At 65.7% G+C, this 20,267-nt stretch carries 14 protein-coding genes and 2 riboswitches; of the genes, 13 read left to right on the forward strand and 1 reads right to left on the reverse strand.

Going from position 1 to position 20,267, the window contains the following annotated elements; all coding sequences use genetic code 11:
- Window positions 1–12: 12 nt before the first annotated feature.
- Window positions 13–230, forward strand: a riboswitch (cobalamin riboswitch).
- 37 nt (window positions 231–267) lie between these two features.
- Genes ABIB99_RS21185 through cobT form a run of 3 tightly spaced genes read left to right on the forward strand, consistent with a single transcriptional unit; the run spans window position 268 to window position 2,799 of the window.
- Window positions 268–945 (forward strand): energy-coupling factor ABC transporter permease, encoded by a 678-nt coding sequence (locus tag ABIB99_RS21185; RefSeq protein WP_166351655.1) that lies wholly within the window; start codon window positions 268–270, stop codon window positions 943–945.
- A 41-nt stretch (window positions 946–986) separates the two neighbouring features.
- Window positions 987–1,736: a precorrin-6A synthase (deacetylating) gene (cobF, locus tag ABIB99_RS21190; RefSeq protein ID WP_354177561.1), complete on the forward strand. Its 750-nt coding sequence runs from the start codon at window positions 987–989 to the stop codon at window positions 1,734–1,736.
- Between the two features lie 10 nt (window positions 1,737–1,746).
- Entirely contained in the window at window positions 1,747–2,799 is a 1,053-nt protein-coding gene (gene cobT, locus ABIB99_RS21195) for a nicotinate-nucleotide--dimethylbenzimidazole phosphoribosyltransferase (RefSeq protein WP_354177446.1), read from the forward strand.
- Window positions 2,800–2,805: 6 nt separating this feature from the next.
- Here cobT and ABIB99_RS21200 read toward each other — a convergent pair whose 3' ends face one another.
- Complete coding sequence (locus tag ABIB99_RS21200; RefSeq protein ID WP_354177447.1) at window positions 2,806–3,378, reverse strand: histidine phosphatase family protein; 573 nt, start codon at window positions 3,376–3,378, stop codon at window positions 2,806–2,808.
- 71 nt (window positions 3,379–3,449) lie between these two features.
- Window positions 3,450–3,651: riboswitch (cobalamin riboswitch) on the forward strand.
- 115 nt (window positions 3,652–3,766) lie between these two features.
- Between ABIB99_RS21200 and ABIB99_RS21205 the strand changes: the two genes are divergently transcribed.
- From ABIB99_RS21205 to ABIB99_RS21250, 10 genes are all read left to right on the forward strand, one after another.
- A complete protein-coding gene (locus ABIB99_RS21205; protein ID WP_354177448.1) occupies window positions 3,767–6,139 on the forward strand; it encodes a TonB-dependent receptor in 2,373 nt (790 codons plus the stop codon).
- A 12-nt stretch (window positions 6,140–6,151) separates the two neighbouring features.
- A complete protein-coding gene (locus ABIB99_RS21210; RefSeq protein ID WP_354177449.1) occupies window positions 6,152–7,573 on the forward strand; it encodes a PepSY domain-containing protein in 1,422 nt (473 codons plus the stop codon).
- A gap of 122 nt (window positions 7,574–7,695) precedes the next feature.
- Window positions 7,696–8,436, forward strand: a complete 741-nt coding sequence (locus ABIB99_RS21215) for a maleate cis-trans isomerase family protein (protein ID WP_354177450.1) — start codon at window positions 7,696–7,698, stop codon at window positions 8,434–8,436.
- An 11-nt stretch (window positions 8,437–8,447) separates the two neighbouring features.
- Window positions 8,448–9,857, forward strand: coding sequence for a dihydropyrimidinase (gene hydA, locus ABIB99_RS21220; protein ID WP_354177451.1), 1,410 nt, complete (start codon window positions 8,448–8,450; stop codon window positions 9,855–9,857).
- Window positions 9,858–10,036: 179 nt separating this feature from the next.
- Window positions 10,037–11,470, forward strand: coding sequence for an NAD-dependent succinate-semialdehyde dehydrogenase (locus ABIB99_RS21225; RefSeq protein ID WP_038934240.1), 1,434 nt, complete (start codon window positions 10,037–10,039; stop codon window positions 11,468–11,470).
- Between the two features lie 153 nt (window positions 11,471–11,623).
- Complete coding sequence (gene pdxR, locus ABIB99_RS21230; protein WP_354177452.1) at window positions 11,624–13,171, forward strand: MocR-like pyridoxine biosynthesis transcription factor PdxR; 1,548 nt, start codon at window positions 11,624–11,626, stop codon at window positions 13,169–13,171.
- A 425-nt stretch (window positions 13,172–13,596) separates the two neighbouring features.
- Window positions 13,597–15,606, forward strand: a complete 2,010-nt coding sequence (locus ABIB99_RS21235) for a hydantoinase/oxoprolinase family protein (RefSeq protein WP_354177453.1) — start codon at window positions 13,597–13,599, stop codon at window positions 15,604–15,606.
- Window positions 15,603–17,183, forward strand: a complete 1,581-nt coding sequence (locus tag ABIB99_RS21240; protein ID WP_354177454.1) for a hydantoinase B/oxoprolinase family protein — start codon at window positions 15,603–15,605, stop codon at window positions 17,181–17,183. The genes ABIB99_RS21235 and ABIB99_RS21240 overlap by 4 nt, the downstream gene beginning before the upstream one ends.
- A 10-nt stretch (window positions 17,184–17,193) precedes the next feature.
- A complete protein-coding gene (locus tag ABIB99_RS21245; RefSeq protein WP_354177455.1) occupies window positions 17,194–18,489 on the forward strand; it encodes a class-III pyridoxal-phosphate-dependent aminotransferase in 1,296 nt (431 codons plus the stop codon).
- Window positions 18,486–20,168 (forward strand): long-chain-fatty-acid--CoA ligase, encoded by a 1,683-nt coding sequence (locus ABIB99_RS21250; protein ID WP_354177456.1) that lies wholly within the window; start codon window positions 18,486–18,488, stop codon window positions 20,166–20,168. Before ABIB99_RS21245 ends, ABIB99_RS21250 begins: the two co-directional genes overlap by 4 nt.
- Window positions 20,169–20,267: the final 99 nt, after the last annotated feature.

The raw sequence follows: 20,267 nt of genomic DNA on the forward strand, positions 1-20,267 counted from the left end.
GCTGGCGAAAGGGGCACACAGGAGATGCATGGTGCTCGAGGCGGCGCAAACCGCCGGAGCATAATCGGGAATGGGGGTGGGCGGACAGTTACGCCGCCCAAAACCCCAGCCGCCCCCGCGACTGTAAGCGGTGAGGGGCTCCGATCAGCCACTGGGCCGCAAGGCTCGGGAAGGCCGGAGAACCCCAGTGAACCGCGAGCCAGGAGACCGGCCGTGCATGTTTTGTGGCCAAGGCCGTCGGGTGTGACGGCAGGAAGGAACTGAACCATGCATATCGAACCCGGAGTCGTATCGGGCGCCAAGCTCGTGTTGAGTTACGCAACCGGCATCGCCGTCGGCGGCGTTGCGCTGAAGCTCGCGGTCGAGACCGTGCGCGAGCAGGGCATCACGTCGTTCGCGGCGCGGACGCTCGCCACCACGGGCCTCGTGTTCGTCTTCTTCGAGATCCTGCCGCACTTCCCGGTCGGCGTCTCCGAGGTGCACTTCATCCTCGGCTCGACCCTGTTCCTGCTGTTTGGGGCGGCGCCCGCGGCCTTCGGCCTTGCGTTCGGACTGTTGTTCCAGGGCATCTTCTTCGAGCCGCCCGATCTGCCGCAATTCGGCATGAACGTCACCACGCTGCTGGTGCCGCTGTTCGGGATCCAGGCGATCGCCGCGCGGATCATTGCCCGCAACACCGCCTATGTCGATCTCAGGTATCGCCAGGCGCTGGCGCTATCGACCACGTATCAGGCCGGCGTCATCGCCTGGGTTGCGTTCTGGGCGCTCTATGGCTCGGGCTTCGGTGCGACCAACCTCGTCAACATCGCGACCTTCGCGGCCTCCTACGCGCTCGTCATCGTGATCGAGCCGCTGGCCGATCTCGCCGTGCTGGCACTGGCAAAATCGCTGCGTGGCGTCACCGCGCCCGGTCTCGTCACGCCGCGCCTGCACAACGCGGCTTAAGAGACAAAGGGGCGGCCGTCATGGCCGCCCCTGCACGCGCGATGCTGACACTCTCCCTGATAGGCATCGGTTGCGGCGATCCCGGGCAGCTTACGCGCGCCGCCGTTCAAGCCATCAACGCGGCCGATCTCATCCTGATCCCGCGCAAGGGGACGGCGAAGTCCGATCTCGCAGATCTCAGGCGGACGATCTGCGCGGATGTGCTCACCAATCAAACGACGCGCATTGCCGAGTTCGATCTTCCCGTGCGCGATGCCGGCGAAGCGGATTATCACAAGGGCGTCGACGATTGGCACGATGCCGTGGCCGCGGCCTGGTCGCAGACGATCGCCAGCCATCTCGAAGGTGAAGGCAAGGTCGCGCTGCTGATCTGGGGCGATCCCTCGCTCTACGATTCCTCGCTGCGCATCGCGCGGCGGCTCGATCCGTTGCCTGATATTGAGGTCGTGCCCGGCATCACTTCGATCCAGGCACTGTGCGCGGCGCATGCGCTGCCGCTCAACGACATCGGCGAGCCCTTCCTGGTCACGACGGGGCGCCGCTTGCGCGAAGGCGGCTGGCCGCAGGGCGTCGACACCGTGGTGGTGATGCTCGACGGCGGCACGGCGTTCCAGTCGCTCGATCCAGCGGGGCTGCACATCTGGTGGGGCGCTTATCTCGGCATGCCCGATCAGATCGTCATGTCGGGCGTTCTGGCCGAGATCGGCCCGCACATCGTCGCCGCGCGACAGGATGCGCGCGAGCGGCATGGCTGGATCATGGACAGCTACATTCTCAAGCGCAGGCCGTAAGCGAGGCAGCATGCTCCCTGAATGGGTCTATCGAAAATGTCCTGAGGTCTCCGCCGCCCACCGCGAGGCGGCGCTCGCGCGTCAGGCGCAACTCACAAAACCGGCCGGCGCGCTCGGCCGGCTGGAGCAGCTTGCGGTCGAGCTTGCGGGCCTGCAGGCGACCGAGCAGCCGCGCGCCGCGCGAGTGCCGATCATCGTCTTCGCCGGCGATCACGGCATCGTCGCGCAGGGCGTGTCGGCCTATCCGCAAGGAGTGACCATCGCGATGATGGCGAATTTTGCCTCGGGCGGTGCTGCGATCTCGGTGCTGGCGCGTGAGCTTGGCTCAAACCTTGAGGTCGTCGACGCCGGCACGTTGGCGCAGGAGGCGATCGCGGGCGTCGTCGCCGACAAGCCGCGCCAGGGCACGCGCGACTTCAGCGTGGAAGCCGCGCTCACCCCGACGGAGCTGGCATTCGCCTTCGAGGCCGGTCAGCGCGCAGTCGCGCGCGCAGACGCCGGCAGGCCCGATCTCCTGATCTTCGGCGAGATGGGCATCGGCAATACCACGACGTCGGCCGCGATTGCGGCGAGCCTGCTCGGCATCAGTGCCGAGGAGATCGCGGGCAGCGGTACCGGCGTCGACGCGGCCGGCCGCGCGCACAAGGCGCGCGTGATCGACGCTGCGATCGCGCGGCATGGCGTTGCAGGTGCTTCGCCGGAAAAAATCCTGTGCGCCGTCGGCGGCCTCGAAATCGCGGCGATTTGCGGCGCCATCATTGCGGCTGCACAAGCCCGCATTCCCGTGTTGATCGATGGCTTCATCGTATCGGTGGCAGCGCTGGCGGCGGTGCGGCTGAACCCGTCGTGCCAGCCATTCCTGCTGCCGTCGCATCAATCGGCGGAGCAGGGACATCGGCTGGTGCTGCGTGCGCTGAACGTCCAGCCGTTGATCAGCCTCGATCTCAGGCTCGGCGAAGGATCGGGTGCGGCCATCGCGCTGCCGCTGGTGCGGCTCGCATGCAGCCTTCACAACGGCATGGCGACCTTCGCGCAGGCTAACGTTCCGGATCGCCCGGCCTGATCGGGCTCAAGCCGCGCGCTGATTGACCGCGACGACGCGCCAGCCGCTGGCGAGCCGGTCGATCCGGGTCAGTGACAACGGATCGATCACGAAGCGCAGGGCCGCTTGTGGCGTCAGATCCAGCGCAATGCAGAGCGCGGCGCGGATCGTGCCGGAATGCACGACGAGCGTTGCTGAGCCAGGGCCGATCCGTGACAGACCGAGCCGCACACGCGCGACCTGATCCTCAAAGCTTTCGCCGCCCGGCGGCCGCCCGCGTGCCGGATCGCTCCAGAACTGCGCGTAGGCTTCGCCGCCGCTCGCGGCGAGCTCGTCATGCCGACGGCCGGTCCAGTCGCCAAAGTTTTGCTCGCTGAAGTCGGGCACCAACGCGGGTTCGAGTCCCAGCGCGCGCGCCGTCTCAACCGTACGTCGCGCCGGGCTCGCAAAGCTCGCAGCATCTGGCGGGAGCCTCTGCCGCAACGCCTCCAGTTGCACGCGATCGCCGAGATCGGCGGGCGCGTCGGCTGCGTGGATCGTCCCTTTGGCGCCGTCGACGGGCGCATGCCGTATCAGCCAGAGGAAGGTCTCGCCTTCCATGCCTATCTCCAAGGAAGTTGGTCGCTGTGGTAATAACGTCGTATCGGCACATTGACTCTGTCTTGTTGGTAATCCTAGATGGCTTTGACGGTTTCCCCGAGTGGGGATGAAAAGGGAATGCGGTGCGGGGATTTTGTCCCCAATGCCGCGGCTGCCCCCGCAACTGTAAGCGGCGAATCTTGCGTCACGAGCCACTGGGTATCTCGGTCCCGGGAAGGCGATGCAAGGTACTGACCCGCGAGCCAGGAGACCTGCCGTCAGCCGTGGTCACACGCGAAGATGTCGGTCGGGGAGTACAGACATTCGGCTTCATCGGAAGGCTCAAAGGCCGGAGGTGGGACCTGGTTCGCTGTGACGTGCCACTGACGTCATACCGAGGTCCCGAACTGTGTCTTCCATTCGTCTTGTACGACCGCGTTGCTTCCTGCTCGCTTCCGCCGCGCTTACTTCATTTGCAGTCGCCGATCTGCCCGCAGCGCTGGCGCAGCAGGCCCGCGAGCCGCTGCCGCCGGTCGAGGTGTCGCCCGCCCAATCCCGCAAACCGGCAAAGCCGGCGGCCCGGGACGCGCAGAGCCCACGCCGCGCAGCATCGCGCAGGCCAGCGGCCGCATCGGCCGCGGCCAAGCCCGTCGTGCCGACCGCGGCGGCGCAGACGCCGCTCAACACCAATGTGGTTGCCGAGAGCGCCTCGCGCCTCGGCCTGACCGTGCAGGAGACACCCGCGACCGTCGAGGTCATCTCGGCCGAGACCATGCGGGAGCAGGGCTATCGCACCGTGTCGGAGGTTGCGCAGGGCGCGGTCGGTGTCACCTCCGGCGACAATCCGGCCGAGCCCGCGGCTTTCTCCATGCGTGGCTTCACCAACAGCCAGATCAACATGCTCTACAACGGCATCAAGATCGGTCCGCAGAACATGACCTCGCGGATCACGGATACGGCCAATCTCGCAGCCGTGGAATTTTTGAAAGGTCCGGCCTCGCTAATGTCGGGCGAAGGTGCCGCCGGTGGCGCAATCAACTTGATCACGAAGCAGCCACACACCGGGCCGATCCGGAATGACGCTGACTTCTCCTGGGATTCGCTCAACTCGTTCGGCGTCCATTACGGCTCGGGCGGCAGCACCAATTTGCAGGGGCTCGACTACCGCTTCGACATCAGCCGCGCCTCGCTCAATGGCTTTGCCGACGACACCAATACCGAGACGCTGGATGTGTCTGGCCAGCTCAATTACCGCATCTCCGACAGCCTCAAGATCTGGGGCGCGATCGAGTACCGGGAAGATCGCTCGAAGGCCTATTGGGGCGCACCGCTGGTACCGATCGCCTTCAGCGGTTCGCATGCGACGAGCGGCATTGTTTCGGGCAATTACGTCTCGAACTTCAACAAAACGAATCTCGGTGCGATCACGATCGACGATCGTACCTTCAACACCAATTACAACGTTCTCGACAACCGCAACGTGGCACAAGAGGTGTGGCTGCGCGGCGGCTTCGAACTGAAGCTGGCGCCTGACCTGACGCTGAAGAGCCAAGCCTATGCCTATGGCGCGGAGCGTACCTGGTTCAACAACGAGATCGAGGCTTTCAATGCCAGTACGGGCCTGCCCAACTCGAACATGGTCGATCGCGAGCGTTTCTATGTTGCACATAGCCAACGCCTTGTCGGCAACATTACCGACCTGATTTGGGACGCTAATATCGCCGGCTTCGACAACCGCCTGGTCACGACACTTTCGTCCAGCTATCTCGATTTCGTCAGGCCAGGCGCGGCCAATTTCCCGGACGATTACGTCTCGCTCGTCAATCCCGACCGTGGCCTTTACGGCCTGCTCACGACGCAGCAGCAGACCGCGCGCATCGACAACGAGGCGCTGTCGTTCGAGGACCGGGTGAAGCTCACGCGAACCTTCGCGCTGGTCGGCGGCCTGCGCGTCGAGCATATCGGGCTTGACCGCAACTCGACCGACTCCGCCGGGCTGGAAAAGGCGAACTTCCCGTTCTCGAAGTCCTGGGCACCAGTGACGGGGCGCATCGGCTACACCTGGGACGCCGTTCCCGGCGTGACCTTCTTCAGCCAGTACGCCACCGGCGCCGACGTCTCCGCCAACAACATCTTCCTGCTTGGGCCTGCCCAGCCGCTCGACCTGACGACCTCGCGCACCTATGAGACGGGCGTCAAGCATCTGTTGTGGAACAACAGGGCGGAATGGTCGTTCTCGGCCTACGATATCGAGCGCAAGAACGTCTATGCGGCGGCTGGCGGCATGCAGCTCAACATCGCAGGACGGCAGGAGTCGAAGGGCGTCGAGCTCGCCGCGGCCGTACGCCCGATCGATCCCCTGCGGCTCTGGGGCAACATCGCCTATGTCGATGCACGCTATGCCGACTACAATTTTGCCGGTGGTTCGTTCTCCGGCAACACGCCGCCGAACGTGCCGCGTGTCGTGGCCAATGCCGGTGCGTCGTACCGGTTCTTCACGCCCTGGCCGGTGGAGCTCGGCATCACGGGCCGCTATGTCGGCGACCGCTACAACACCGATGCCAACGTCGTGACGATGAAGGCCTACACCGTCGCCGATGTCTACGCCTTCGTTGACATCCCGAAGACGGTGTTCAACGCGGTCGACCAGGCCCGTCTGGGCTTCCGCGTGCGCAACATCACCGACAAGCGCTACGCGATCTGGGGCGATCCGTTCTATCCCGACCAGATCCTGCTCGGTGCGCCCAGGACCTATGAGCTCTCGGCCGCGTTCAAATGGTAGGGCGCTGACCACATGATGAACGCGATCGTGCTGCTGCATCGCTGGCTCGGGATCGCGTTCTGCCTGCTGTTCGCGATGTGGTTCGCGAGCGGAATCGTGATGCACTTCGTCCCGTTTCCGTCATTGACGGAAGCGGAACGTTTTTCCGGGCTCGCGCCGGTGGCTGGCGGAGAGGTGAGGATTGCGGTCGCGGATGCCGTCGCTGCGAGCGGGATCGCGGACGCCACGCGCGTTCGCCTGGTCCAGCGGAGCGACGGGCGGGTCTATGTCGTGTCGGACCCGTCGCGTGTGCGCGCGGTCCATGCCTCCGACGGACGGGATGCATCGGTGACGTCCGCCGACGTCGCGGTCGGTATCGCGCGGGATCATGCCCGGCAACGCGGGCTCGATGCCGCGCGGGCGGCGATGATTTCGGGCGCGGATTATGATCAATGGAGCGTACCCAACGGCTTTGATCGACACCGGCCTCTGTTGCGCGTCGCTCTTGGCGATGCGGCCGGAACCGAGGTCTATGTCTCCTCGCGCACCGGCGAAGTCGTGCTGGATACGACCCGCAGCGAACGCGGCTGGAATTGGGCCGGCAGCGTCCTGCACTGGATCTATCCGACGGTCCTGAGGAGCAACTGGTCCCTTTGGGATCAGGTGGTCTCGACATTGTCGCTGGTGGCTTTTATCGCCGCGACGCTCGGCGCGGTGCTTGGAACTATCAGGATCAGGATTCGAGGGCGCGGGGTTTCGTCGCCTTATCGCGGCTGGCACGCCCTGCATCACATCATTGGTCTCGTCGCGACCGTTTTCGTGCTGACCTGGAGTTTCAGTGGCTGGCTCTCGATGGATCACGGCCGGCTGTTCTCGCGCGGGGAACTGACCCCGACCGAAGCGGGCGTGGTGTATGCCGCGCCTGACTGGACGACGGCCCCACCGGTCGGTCAGCCGTCGGCTCGCGAAGTCGAATGGTTCGCCGTCAACGGTGTTGTCTACCGGCGCGACCGTACCGGCCTCGCCAGTCAGGCCTTGACCAAAACGGGGGAGGCGATCCGCAGCCGCCAGGTGGCATTCCTCGGCGAGAGGGATGTCCATAACCTGACGACGCGCCTTGCGCCGGGCTGTGGCGCCCCGTCCGTTCTAGCCGACAATGACGATTATCCCGCGCACTCCGTTGTCCCCGGAGCGCCCGTCTATCGCTCCCGATGCGGCGACCTCTGGTTCGACATCGACGGTGCCGACGGCCGCGTGCTGCAAAGACTGGATGCCTCGCGGCGGGCCTATCGCTGGTTCTACGGTGCGCTTCACACGCTCGATTTTCCCGTTCTCATGGCGCACCCGCGTCTGCGCGATATCCTGGTCGTCGGGCTCTGCTTGCTCGGGCTGGTATTTTCCGTCACCGGCATCGTCATCGGCTGGCGGCGCTTGCGGTCGACCTTCGCGGCTTGAGCTGCGTACCGAACAAATCATATGCGCCATGCAAATTGCGGGTTGCGCGGGCAATGGCAGGCGCGGATGATTGTCCGAGGGGGGCGCAGCGGTGCGCTCTCTCAATGGGGCGATCGTGATCGATGTCAATTCAGCGCAAGCGCCTCGGCATGATGACCCCGTCGTCCAACTCGGTGCTGGAGCCCGTCACCAATTCCATGCTGCATGGCGTGGCCGGCGTCACCGCTCATTTCTCGCGCTTCCGCGTTACCGAGATCGCGCTCGATGCCGCGGCGCTGAACCAGTTCGATGCCTCGGTGATGCTGCCGGCGGCGGATCTGCTGGCGGACGCCAAGGTCGATTCCATTGCCTGGAACGGCACGTCGGCAAGCTGGCTTGGTATCGGCCGCGACCGGAGCCTGTGCGAAGCGATCGCGGCGCGGACCGATATCCCGGCGACGACCTCCACGCTCGCCTGCATCGACGCCGTCCGCGCGCTCGGCGCCGGACGCGTCGGCCTGGTTTCACCCTATACGGACGACGTGCAACGGCGGATCGGCGATGTCTGGGTCGAGGAGGGGATCGCCCCTCACGCCGAGCGGCATCTCGGCCTGCGCGATAACTTTTCCTTCGGTGAGGTCACGCCCGCGACGATCGCCGACATGATCCGCGCGGTCGCGGCGGACGGCGCCGATGCCGTCGTCATTCTCTGCACCAATCTCGACGGCGCCGCGCTGGCGGCCTCGCTCGAACGGGAGTTGGGCATCGCCGTGCTGGACTCGGTCGCGGTCACGTTGTGGAGGACGCTCGAACTCGCCGGTGGCGACATCGCGGCCCTTACGGCGTGGGGCCGGATCTTCCAGACATCAGCGATCATCAAGTGACGGAGACACCTGTGACGCAGCTAGATCTCGCCATTCGCGGCGGCACCATCGTGACGGCCAGCGACGAATTTCGCGCCGATATCGGCATTCGCGACGGACGCATCGTCAGCATCGCCGACCGCATTGAAGGCGCGGCGCGCGAGATCGACGCGACGGGGCTGCTGGCGCTGCCGGGCGGGATCGACAGTCACGTCCACATCTCCCAGGCCTCTGGCCCCGACGTGGTGATGGCCGACGATTTTGCTTCGGCAACGCGCGCGGCGGCGGCCGGCGGCAACACCATGGTGCTGCCCTTCGCGCTCCAGGAGAAGGGAACGTCGCTGCGCACCTGCGTCGAGAACTACCGCAAGCTCGCCGAGGGCGAATGCTACATCGATACCGCCTTCCACCTCATCATCTCCGACCCCACCGCGGTCGTGCTCGGGCAGGAGCTGCCGGCTCTCGTCAAGGACGGCTACACCTCGTTCAAGGTGTTCATGACCTATGACGACCTCGTGCTCAGCGACAAGCAGCTGCTGGAAGTGTTCGATGTCGCGCGCCGCGAGGAGGCGCTGGTCATGGTCCATTGCGAGGGTTACGACGCGATCCGCTTCCTCACCGCGAAGCTCGAACGCGAGGGCCATATCGCGCCCTATTATCACGGCGTGTCGCGGCCGCAGGCCGTCGAGCGCGAGGCGACGCATCGCGCCATCAGCCATGCCGAGGTGATCGGCGTCCCCATCATGATCGTCCACGTCTCCGGCCGCGAGGCGATGGAGCAGGTGCGCTGGGCCCAGCAGCGCGGACTGCCGGTGCATGCCGAGACCTGTCCGCAATACATCACGCTGACGGCCGACGACATGAAAGGCCTGAACATGGACATGTCAGGCGCAAAGTATGTCTGCTCGCCGCCGCCGCGCGATGCCGAAAGCCAGCAGGCGATCTGGGAAGGCATCACCACGGGTGTGTTCCAGACCTTCTCGTCCGATCACTGCCCGTTCCGCTATGACGATCTCAAGGGCAAGCTGACGCCGAATTCCCGCACCTCGTTCCGCTGGGTGCCGAACGGCATCCCCGGCGTCGAGACCCGGCTGCCGATCCTGTTCTCCGAAGGCGTCTCGAAGGGGCGGATCAGCTTGCAGAAATTCGTCGAGCTGACCGCGACCAACCATGCGCGGGTCTACGGGCTCTATCCGCGCAAGGGCTCGATCGGCGTAGGCTTCGATGCCGACATCGTCCTATGGGATCCCAAATTGAAGAAGCCGATCCGGCAGGCCGACCTGCACCACGGCGCGGACTATACGCCGTGGGAAGGCTTTGACGTCACCGGCTGGCCCGTCACCACCATCGCGCGGGGCCGCGTGGTGTACGAGCAGGGCAAGATCGTCGGCGACAAGGGCGCGGGCGAGGTGCTCAGCCGTGGCAAGTCGAGCCTGGTGTGACGGAAAAATAATCGCATCGGGGCGACGCCATGTCGTCTGTTGCGCATACCATCCTCGCGCTGCTGCGGCATCATTGATCCCTTTTCGCCGGCCGCCTTTCGGTGTAGCTCTGCGCCCACTTGTTAGGCGGTCGGGCACCCAAGCTGATCGCCGCCGAAATCATGCAGGAGACACCAGGGATGTACCCGAAAGTTCAGATGTTCATCGCCGGCGAGTGGACCGACGGCACCTCCGGCAAGTCGGAGGACATCCTCAACCCCGCCACCGGCCAGCCGATCGGCAAGACCCCGCACGCCTCGCGCCAGGACCTCGACCGCGCGCTGGAGGCCGCCAAGGCCGGCTTCGAGATCTGGCGCAAGACTTCGCCGTTCGACCGCTACAAGCTGATGCGCAAGGCCGCCGACATCATCCGCTCGCGCGCCGCCGAGATCGCGCCCGTGATGACCATGGAGCAGGGCAAGCCGGTCGTGGAAGCGCAGGGCGAGACCATGCTGGCCGGCGACCTCATCGACTGGTTCTCGGAAGAAGCCCGCCGCGCCTATGGCCGCATCGTCCCGCCGCGGATGGGCAACGTCTCCCAGCTCGTGACCAAGGAGCCGGTCGGCCCGGTCGCCGCGTTCACGCCCTGGAATTTCCCGATCAACCAGGCGGTCCGCAAGATCTCGGCCGCGCTCGCCGCCGGCTGCTCGATCATCGTCAAGGGCCCGGAAGAAACCCCGGCAAGCTGCATGGAGCTGGTGCGCGCCTATGCCGACGCAGGCATTCCCGCCGGCGTCGTCCAGCTGGTGTTCGGCGTGCCGTCGGAAGTGTCGGAATATCTCATTCCGCACCCGATCATCCGCAAGATCAGTTTTACGGGCTCGACCGCGGTCGGCAAGCATCTGGCCGCACTCGCCGGCCTGCACATGAAGCGTGTCACCATGGAGCTCGGCGGCCACGCGCCGGCAATCGTGTTCGCGGACGCTGATCTCGACAACGCCGCCAAGATTCTCTCGGCCAACAAGTTCCGCAATGCCGGCCAGGTCTGCGTCTCGCCGACGCGCTTCCTGGTGCATGAGAGCGTGTATCAGCCCTTCGTCGACAAGTTCGTCGCCGCGGCCAAGAGCCTGAAGGTCGGCAACGGCCTCGACAAGGACACCCGCATGGGTCCGCTGGCGAACCCGCGACGCGTCGACGCGATGGAGGGTCTGGTCTCCGACGCTGTGCAGCGCGGGGCCAAGGTGCAGGCTGGCGGTAAGCGCATCGGCAACGAAGGCTTCTTCTTCGAGCCGACTGTCATCACCGACGTGCCGCGCGATGCCCGCATCATGAACGAAGAGCCGTTCGGACCGCTTGCCCCGATCACCTCGTTCCGCAGCTATGACGAGGTGGTGGCCGAGGCGAACCGCCTGCCTTACGGCCTTGCGGCCTATGCCTACACGACCTCGACCAAGACGATGCAGGCGATCGGCTCCGACATCGAGAGCGGTATGGTCTCGATCAACCATCACGGCCTCGCCCTGCCGGAAGTGCCGTTCGGCGGCATCAAGGATTCCGGTTACGGCTCCGAAGGCGGCCTCGAGGCGATCGAGGGTTATCTCAACACGAAGTTCGTGACGCAGGCGAGCGCGTAAAGAAAAGTCGCGTTGTCATTCCGGGGCGCGCGAAGCGCGAACCCGGAATCCATCGCGCAACACGTGATGCAGACAAATGGATTCCGGGCTCGCGCCAAGTGGCGCGCCCCGGAATGACGGTGGATAGGACCTGCGTTGCCTGACGGGCGAGACATGGACAACAGCCGTCACCCGAGCAAGCGCGTGTCCCTTGCCGGGATGCATATCGACCGGAATTCGGCGGTGCCGCTGCATCTGCAGATCGCGGCGCATATCCGCGACGGCATTCTGCGCGGTGTCTTTCCGGCCGGAACGCAGTTTCTCGGATCGCGCGAGATCGCGCGCGAATTGGGCTGCTCGCGCACGGTGGTGTTGACCGCCTGGGATCTGCTCTACGCCGAGGGCTATCTTGAATCGATGCCGCGCGGCAGTGTCATGGTAGCGTCCGTTACGACACCGCATTTGGAGCCTGCATCCGCGACGTCGCCCGCGCCCAAGCCCGCCCAAATGTCGGAGCGCTGGCGCTCGCTGCTTGCCTTCGACTACGAGACCAACTGGCCGTCGGAATTCAGCCCGGGCGCGCCTGACATCTCGACCTTCCCATTCAAGGACTGGTCGCGCCTGTTGCGCCAGTCCTGGCAAAATCCAAGAGAGCAGGAGTGTCTCGATCTTCCCTCGGAGGGCCATCCGCGCTTGCGGAGCGAGATCGCGAACTTCCTCGGCTCGGTGCGCGGGCTCGTCTGCTCGCCGGAAGAGGTCGTCGTCACCTCAGGCACATCGGGCGCGCTTGATTTCTGCAGCCGGATGATCCTCGATCCCGGCGACGAGGTGTGGGTCGAGGAGCCCGGCTTCGTCGAGGCCCGGTGGGCGCTCACGGCCGCCGGCGCGAAGCTCGTTCCAATTCCCGTCGATGACAAGGGCCTCGTCGTCTCCGAAGGTATCCGGCGCGCACCGGGTGCGAAGCTGATCGTGGTCACGCCGTCGCATCAATATCCGCTCGGCGTCAGCATGGGGCTGGAGCGGCGGCTCGAGCTGCTCGACTGGGCCAACAAGAACGACGTCTGGGTGATCGAGGACGATTACAATTCGGAGTTCAGGCACCAGGACAGCATGATCGCCTCGCTGCGCTCGCTCGATCGCGAGGGGCGGGTGATCTATTTCGGCACCTTCTCGAAGATCATGATGCCGAATTTGCGGCTCGGCTACATCGTCGCCAACAGGCATTTCATCGAGGGCTTTTCCAAGGGCCGCGCGCGCATCGATGTGCACACCTCCGGCATCGGTCAGCTCGCGCTGGCCGAGTTCATGCGGGAAGGGCACCTGCTGCGGCATCTGCGCGGGATGCGGCGAATCTACGCCGCGCGCCGGAAGGCGCTGATCGATGCGATCACAGTGCTGATGCCTGACGATCTCACCGTATCCTCCGCCGTCACCGGATTGCATCTGGTGGCGCTGTTTACCGACGCGATGCGGGCGCGGATGAGCGACCGCGAGGCGGCCGCGGTCCTGAAGCAGGCCGGCATCCACGTCCAGCCGCTCTCGCAAAACTTTCTGGAGCAGCCGACGCGGCAGGGCCTGGTGTTCGGCTACGGGCGGCTGCGGGTCGAGGACGCCGCGCCGCTGCTTGCGAGAATCGCGGCTCGCATCGGCAGCGGTCGCCGCAACACACCATCGGACCCGGCAATATCCTCTCTTACTGTTCGTACAATAAAGAGAAGCTGAGCCGACCGTCGTGCATAGCTCGTAGGCATGCGGCTATCCCGCATCGCCGTTCAATCGCCTGCAAATTAGACAGACGTTTTTGAGTGCTCCGATTGCAGTGCAGCGGGCGTTACGATTTGCACGGAGAAATCCGTGGTGCACTGCACGTTTGTCGCGCGGAACGGTTCGCGTTCGTGTGCTCTCTGCGCGTGCAGTGCTGCACCAAAACGTGCAGCCGGTGTTGCACCGCGTGATGTCGGTCCTGCGCTGGTCTAGTGGTTTGCGACAACTCTGGCCCTATCCCGAGCCCATCGCTCTGTCGCACGCTCGCAGGCGGTGGCATGACAGGGGATGATGATGAGCGCTCTCGGATTGGCATTGGACGTTGCGATGGACGGCAAGCACCCGGCGTCCGGTTCGGACGTCGTTCGTAACTGACCCCGCACATGAGCTCCTCCGAAAATCACTGGGAAGTCGGCACCGATATCGGCGGCACTTTCACCGACATCATTGCCATCAGGCGTGACTCCGCGGAGGCGCGGATCGCAAAAGTGCCGTCGCGCCCCGACGCGCCGGTTCAGGCGATGCTGGAGGCGATCGAGGCGGTCGGCTTGCGCAAGAGCGAGGTCAAGCGCTTCGTGCACGGCACCACGCGCGTCACCAACGCCATCGTCGAGAACCGGCTGCCGAAGGTCGCGCTGGTCGCCACCGAAGGGTTCGCCGATGTGCTCGAGATTGCGCGCTATCGCCGCCGCGATCTCTATCGTCTCGACATTCCGCCGAAATCACCGCCTTTGGTGCCGCCCGAACGATGCTTTGGGCTCGCCGAGCGCCTCGATCACGAGGGCCGGGTGCTGAAGGCGCTGGATGAGACCGAGATCGAGCGTCTGGTGGCCTGGCTGAAGCAGACCGGCGTGCAGAGCGTCGCCGTGGCGCTGCTTCACGCCTATGCCAATCCCGTCCACGAAAAGATGCTCGGCGAACGGCTCAAGGGCGTCGTCGCCCATGTCTCGCTGTCGCACGAGGTCAATCCCGAGGCTCGCGAATATGAGCGGACCTCGGCGACCGTGTTCAACGCGGCCGCGATGCCGATCGCGGTGGAATATCTCAGCGAGCTGGAGCAGCGGCTGCCGATCGGCGCCGGCTTGCAGGTGTTTCATTCGGCCGGAGCCATGGTCCCGATCTCGGCCGTGAAGCGGCGGCCGCTGGTGATGGCGATGTCGGGGCCGGCGGCCGGCGTCTCCGCATCGGTAAGCATCGCGCGCCAGCTCGGCACATCGCGCATGCTTACCTTCGACATGGGCGGCACCACGACGGACGTCTGCCTGATCGTCGACGGCCAGGCCGAGATGACCGACGGCCGCATGCTAGGCGACAAGCCGCTGCGTCAGCCGATGCTTGCGGTCCATTCCATCGGGGCCGGCGGCGGATCGATCGTGCGAAACGGTCCCGGCGGCCTGACGGTCGGGCCGGAGAGCGCCGGCTCCGAGCCGGGGCCGGCCTGCTACGGCCGCGGCGGCACCGAGCCGACCATTACCGACGCCAACGCCGTGCTCGGCTATCTCAATCCCGAGACCAAGCTTGGCGACCGCATCGGCATCGACATCAAGGCAGCGGAACGCGTCATCGAGCCGATTGCGCGCGCCTTGGGGCTGAGCCTGACCGAAACCGCGCTCGGCATCATCAAGGTCGCCAACGCGACCATGGCCCGCGCGCTTCGCCGCGTCACGGTCGAACGCGGCATCGACGGACGCGACTGCACGCTGCTCGCCTTCGGCGGCGGCGGCCCGATGCATGCCGCAGGCCTTGCCGATCTCTACGGGATTGCAGAGGTCGTGGTGCCGAGCGCCTCGAGCGCGTTCTCGGCGCTGGGCTGTCTCACCGCCGATTTCAGCTTTCTCCAGCAGCAGACGCTACGCGCCGCCCTCGACGGCATCGATCTCGCCCGGGTGTCGGAGCGGATCGGGACGCTGATGGACGATGCTTCGGCGCCGCTGATCGCCAACGGCGTTGCGCAGGCGGAGATCCAGGTCGAGCTGGTGGCGCTGATGCGCTACGCGGCGCAGAACGATGCCATTCCGGTGCCGTTCACGTTGCCGCTCGACGCGACCAAGCTGAAGAAGGACTTTCTGGCGCGGCATCAGGAGCTGTTCGGCTATGCGACGAGCGAGCCCTGCGTCATCGAATCCGTGCGCGTACAGGCGCGGCGCCCGTCGACGACGGTGGTGAGCCGGCCGGCGACTGCGGTGAGGGCGGTGTCGTCAGGCAAGCGGGCCTGCTCATTCGACGGCCTCCACGATATCCCGACCGCCATCATCGATCGCGCCAAATTGACCGATGTCGTCAGCGGCCCTGCGATCATCGAGGACGCATGGTCAACGGTCGTGGTCCCGCCGGGCTGGCAAGCTAAACCCGATGTATCAGGCAACCTGTTCCTGACGCGGAGGGCGGCATGAAGCTCGATCCGTTCGTCGTCGAGGTTATCAGGCACGGGCTCTCGGCCGCGGCCGAGGAAATGAGCCTGGTGATGACGCGCTCGGCGCGCTCGCCGCTGCTGCGCGAGGCCGGCGACCTGTCGTCCGCGATCACCGACGGCCGCGGCGGTCTGGTCGGGCAGGGCCGCGACATCCCGATCCATCTCGGCGCGATGGCCTACACGATCCCGGAACTCTTGAAGGTCGTGCCGGTCGAGACCCTGAATGACGGCGACGTGCTGATCTACAATGTCGGCGCGCTCGGCGGCAATCACCTCAACGACGTCAAGGTGGTGCGCCCCGTCTTCGTCGACGGCGAGATCGTGGCCTTTGCGGTGAGCCTGGCGCACTGGCCCGACATCGGCGGCACCTGGCCGGGCAGCTATTTTGCCAAGGCGATCGACACTTTCCAGGAGGCGATGCGGATTCCGCCGGTGCTGATCGCCACGTCAGCCGGCGTCAACACGCCGATCGTGCAGCTGCTCAAGGCCAACGTCCGCGATCCCGAGTCCTGCGAGGGCGATCTACTCGCGCAGATCGCGGCAACGAAAGCTGGCGAGAAGCGCATCGTCGAGCTTTGCCGCGAGCACGGCAAGGCCGTGTTCACGGCGACGCAGTCGCGCCTGCACGACCTCTCCGAAATTGAGATGCGGGAGGCGCTCCGCGACCTGCCTGATGGCGTCTACGAGGGTGAAGACTATCTCGACGACGGCGGCGTCAACAACGCGCCTGCGCGCATCCATGTGAAAATCACCATTCGCGGCGACGAGGCGACCTTTGACCTCTCCGGCAGTTGCGACCGCGTCTCGAACTTCTGCAACACGACGCCATTCATGGCGCGCTCGGCGGTCGCCTATGCGGCACGCATCATGAGCGGGCGCGACATGCACCAGAATGCGGGTGCGCTCCGGCCCTTGACCATCATCACGCGCCCGGGCTCGATCCTGGAGCCGGGCTGGATGGCGTCCGTTGCCGCCGGCAACCACGAGACGTCCATGCGCATCGTCGATGCGATTTTTCGCGCGATGCAGGACACCATCCCCGAACGACTGTCGGCCGGTGGCGCAACCACTGCGGGCGTGCTGTTCTTCGCCGAGCCGCGGCAGAACGGCTCCTGGAAGATGCTCTACGAGGTCCACGGCGGCGGCGAGGGTGCGCGGCATGATCGGGCCGGCATGTCGGCGACGCGCGTGCATCTGTCCAACACGTCGAACACGCCGGTCGAGGTGATCGAGGCGAGCTACGCGATCCGCCTGGAGCAGCAGGCCATTCGCCGGCAGTCCGGCGGCGCGGGGGCGTATCGCGGCGGTGACGGCTCGGTTCGCACCTATCGCATCCTCGCACCCTCGATGCACCTGACCACCTGCATCGAGCGCATGGTGATTGCGCCGTTCGGCATGCAGGGCGGTGAAGCCGGCAAGGCCTGCCGCATCTCGCTGATCAGGCAGGGCGCAAACGTCGCCATCGACGGCAAATCAAACCTGGTGTTGCAGCAAGACGATCTCGTCACGATCGAGATGTGCGGCGGCGGCGGCTACGGCGCCGCAGCTGCGGAGTGAGGGGATTGCGATGAGCAGATTGTTGCGAACCGGGTTGAATGCGGGCGAAGCCGCGCCGATGGCCGTCGTCAGCGGCGAGGGCGTCTATTTTCACCTGTCCGACGGCCGCAAGCTGATCGACGGCAGCAACACCGGCGGCGGACTCGGCCATCGCCATCCCGCGATGGTGGAGGCGATCCGCCGCGCGGCCGATACGCCGGTCGTGAACGAAGGCTGGACCTGGGTCGGCCGTGAGCAGGCGGCCGACGACCTGATGGCCACCGCATTCAAGGGCGAAGACGACTGGGTCGGCGCGGTGCGCTTCTGCATCAGCGGCAGCGAGGCCAACGACATGGCGCTGTCGCTCTGCCAGGCGCTGACGCAGCGGTCTGCGCTGGCGACGCGCGAGCGCGCCTATCACGGCATCACCGGCTTGTCGCGCAGCATGACGGTGCAGCCGCAATGGCACGGCGGCCTCGCGGTGCACGCAGGCGGCTCGAAGCTGCCGGCGCCGATGGCACCGGTGCGGATCCTCCCGGCGCCGGATGGCGCCATCTATGGCGCGCCGGCCAACAACGCCCCGCCCAGCGAATATCTGGCGGATGCCACGCGGCTGCTGTCGGACACCGCGGCGACGATCATCGACTACACCCAGGGCGGCATCTATTACGACGGCGCCTATCAGGACGAGGTGGCGCGCCACGCCCGGCAAGCGGGTTCCTACTGGATCGCGGACGAGGTCGTCACCGGCGCTGGCCGCGCAGGCCGCTGGTTCGCCTTCCAGGGCGCGGAGAGCCGGCCCGATATCGTGACGCTCGGAAAATCGCTCGGCGGCGGTGCGGCGGCAGTCGCGGCGGTCGTGGTGTCGAAAGACATCGTCGAGCGGCTCAAGGGCTCGAGCTGGCAGAACTACGGCACGCTGCGCGGCCATCCGATCAGCATGGCTGCCGTCAGCGCTTACCTGAAGGTCGTCAGCGAAGAGAAAATCCTGGAGCGCGTAGCGAGCCTGGAAAAGCTCTTTACCCGCCGCCTGCTCGCGATCGCGCAGAAGCATCCGAGCGTGCAGCGCGTGGCGGGGCAGGGGCTGCACTGGACGGTGGAGCTGCACGGCCCGGATTGGCGCGCCTGGCATGCCGACACCACCGAGGTGCCGATCGCCTCGCGTGTCGCAGAGCGGGCGTTGGAGGCGGGTGCCGTGATCGGCACCAGCGGTGAGCAGACCTCGCTGTTCCTGGCGCCGCCGCTGGTCATCTCCGAGCATGAGGCCGAACTGCTTTTGGATGCGCTCGACCACGGCCTCGACATCGCAGACGAGGAGCACGGGTGAGCGCAGACCCCGCAACGCCTCATCGCTCGCCAGCCTGGCCGGCGGACGAGCCCTGGCATCTCGCGATGCCGGAGGGGACGCTTTACGACGCGCTGGTACGCGCGGCGAAGGATCGGCCGTCGCACCCGGCGACAGTGTTTTATGGTGCGAGCCTGAGCTATGCCGAGCTACGCGAGCGGGTCGATGCCTTAGCCGGCTTCCTGCAAAGCGCTTGCGGCGTCAAGCGCGGCGACCGCGTCATGATCGCGCTGCAAAACTCGCCGCAATATGTCATCGCCTACTACGCGGTGATGCGGGCAGACGCTGTGATCGTGCCCGTCAATCCCATGAACAAGACGGTCGAGATCGCGTATCTCGCCGAGGACAGCGGCGCCAAGGTCGCGATCATCGGAAGCGAACTGAGCGAAATATTCGCGCCGCTGGTGGGCGAAGCCATCTCCCATACGATCGTCGCACAATATCGCGACGAAGTGCCGGCCGCCACGCCCTATGCGCTGCCTTCATGCATCACCGAGGCGCCGCCGGAGATACCGTTGTCGCTTGGCTGGCATTCCTGGTCGCAGGCGATCGCGCAAGGCGTGCAGCCAGGCGCAATGACCGCGGGGCCGGACGATCTCATGATCCTGCCCTATACGTCGGGGACAACAGGCAAGCCCAAGGCCTGCATGCATACGCATCGCAGCGCGCTGTTCACGGCCGTCCTGCAGGCACGCTGGTATGGCCTCGACCGCAGCGACGTGATGACCGGCTTCATGCCGCTGTTCCATGTCGCGGGCATGCAAGGCTCGATGAATGCCGCGGTGGTGACGGGCGCCACGCTGCTGTTGATGGCGCGCTGGGACAAGGATCTGCTGCCGGATCTGTTCGAGACCTACGGCGTCACGTTCTGGAACGCGGCGCCGACCATGATCGTCGACGTGCTCGCAAGCGTCCGGTTCCGCGATCGGTGCTTCGCAAAACTCAAGGTGCTGACCGGCGGCGGCGCGGCGATGCCAACCGCGGTTGCCGAACGGCTCAAGGGCCGCTTCGGCCTCGATTTCGTCGAGGGCTACGGCATGACCGAGACGATGTCGCCGACGCATCTCAATCCGATCGCTGCGCCGAAGCGCCAGTGTCTCGGCATTGCCGTGCACGAGACCGATGCGAGGGTCGTCGATCCCGAGACCTTGATCGAGCTCGACGACAATGTCGTCGGCGAGATCGTCGTGCATGGGCCGCAAGTGCTGCAAGGCTACTGGAACAGGCCGCAGGCCGACGCCGAATCCTTCATCGAGCTCTCGGGAAAGCGGTTCCTGCGCACGGGCGATCTCGGCTATCGCGATGCCCAAGGCTATTTCTTCGCGGTCGACCGCCTGAAGCGGATGATCAATGTCAGCGGCTTCAAGGTGTGGCCGGCCGAGGTCGAGGCCGCGATGTACCAGAACCGCGCCATCCGGGAATGCTGCATCGTCTCGGCCCCCGACGACTACCGCGGTGAGACCGTCAAGGCACTGGTGGTGCTCGATGAAGCGGCGCGCGCGACGATTTCGGCGGACGACATCGTCGGTTGGGCCCGTGGCGCGATGGCAAGCTACAAGGCGCCGCGCGCCGTCGTCTTCGTCGATGAGCTGCCGCGCACCGCGAGCAACAAGATCAACTGGCGACTCTTGCAGGATGCCGAATGGGGGCGGACGGCATGAAAGCTGCTTGGCTGGAAAAACGGCGCAAGACCGCGTTATGCTACGCGCGCGGAGACGCCCCTCAAGCTACGATCCCCAGCCTCACCAGGAAATCAGGAA

The organism is Bradyrhizobium sp. LA6.1, from assembly GCF_040547805.1.
GTDB lineage: Bacteria > Pseudomonadota > Alphaproteobacteria > Rhizobiales > Xanthobacteraceae > Bradyrhizobium > Bradyrhizobium barranii.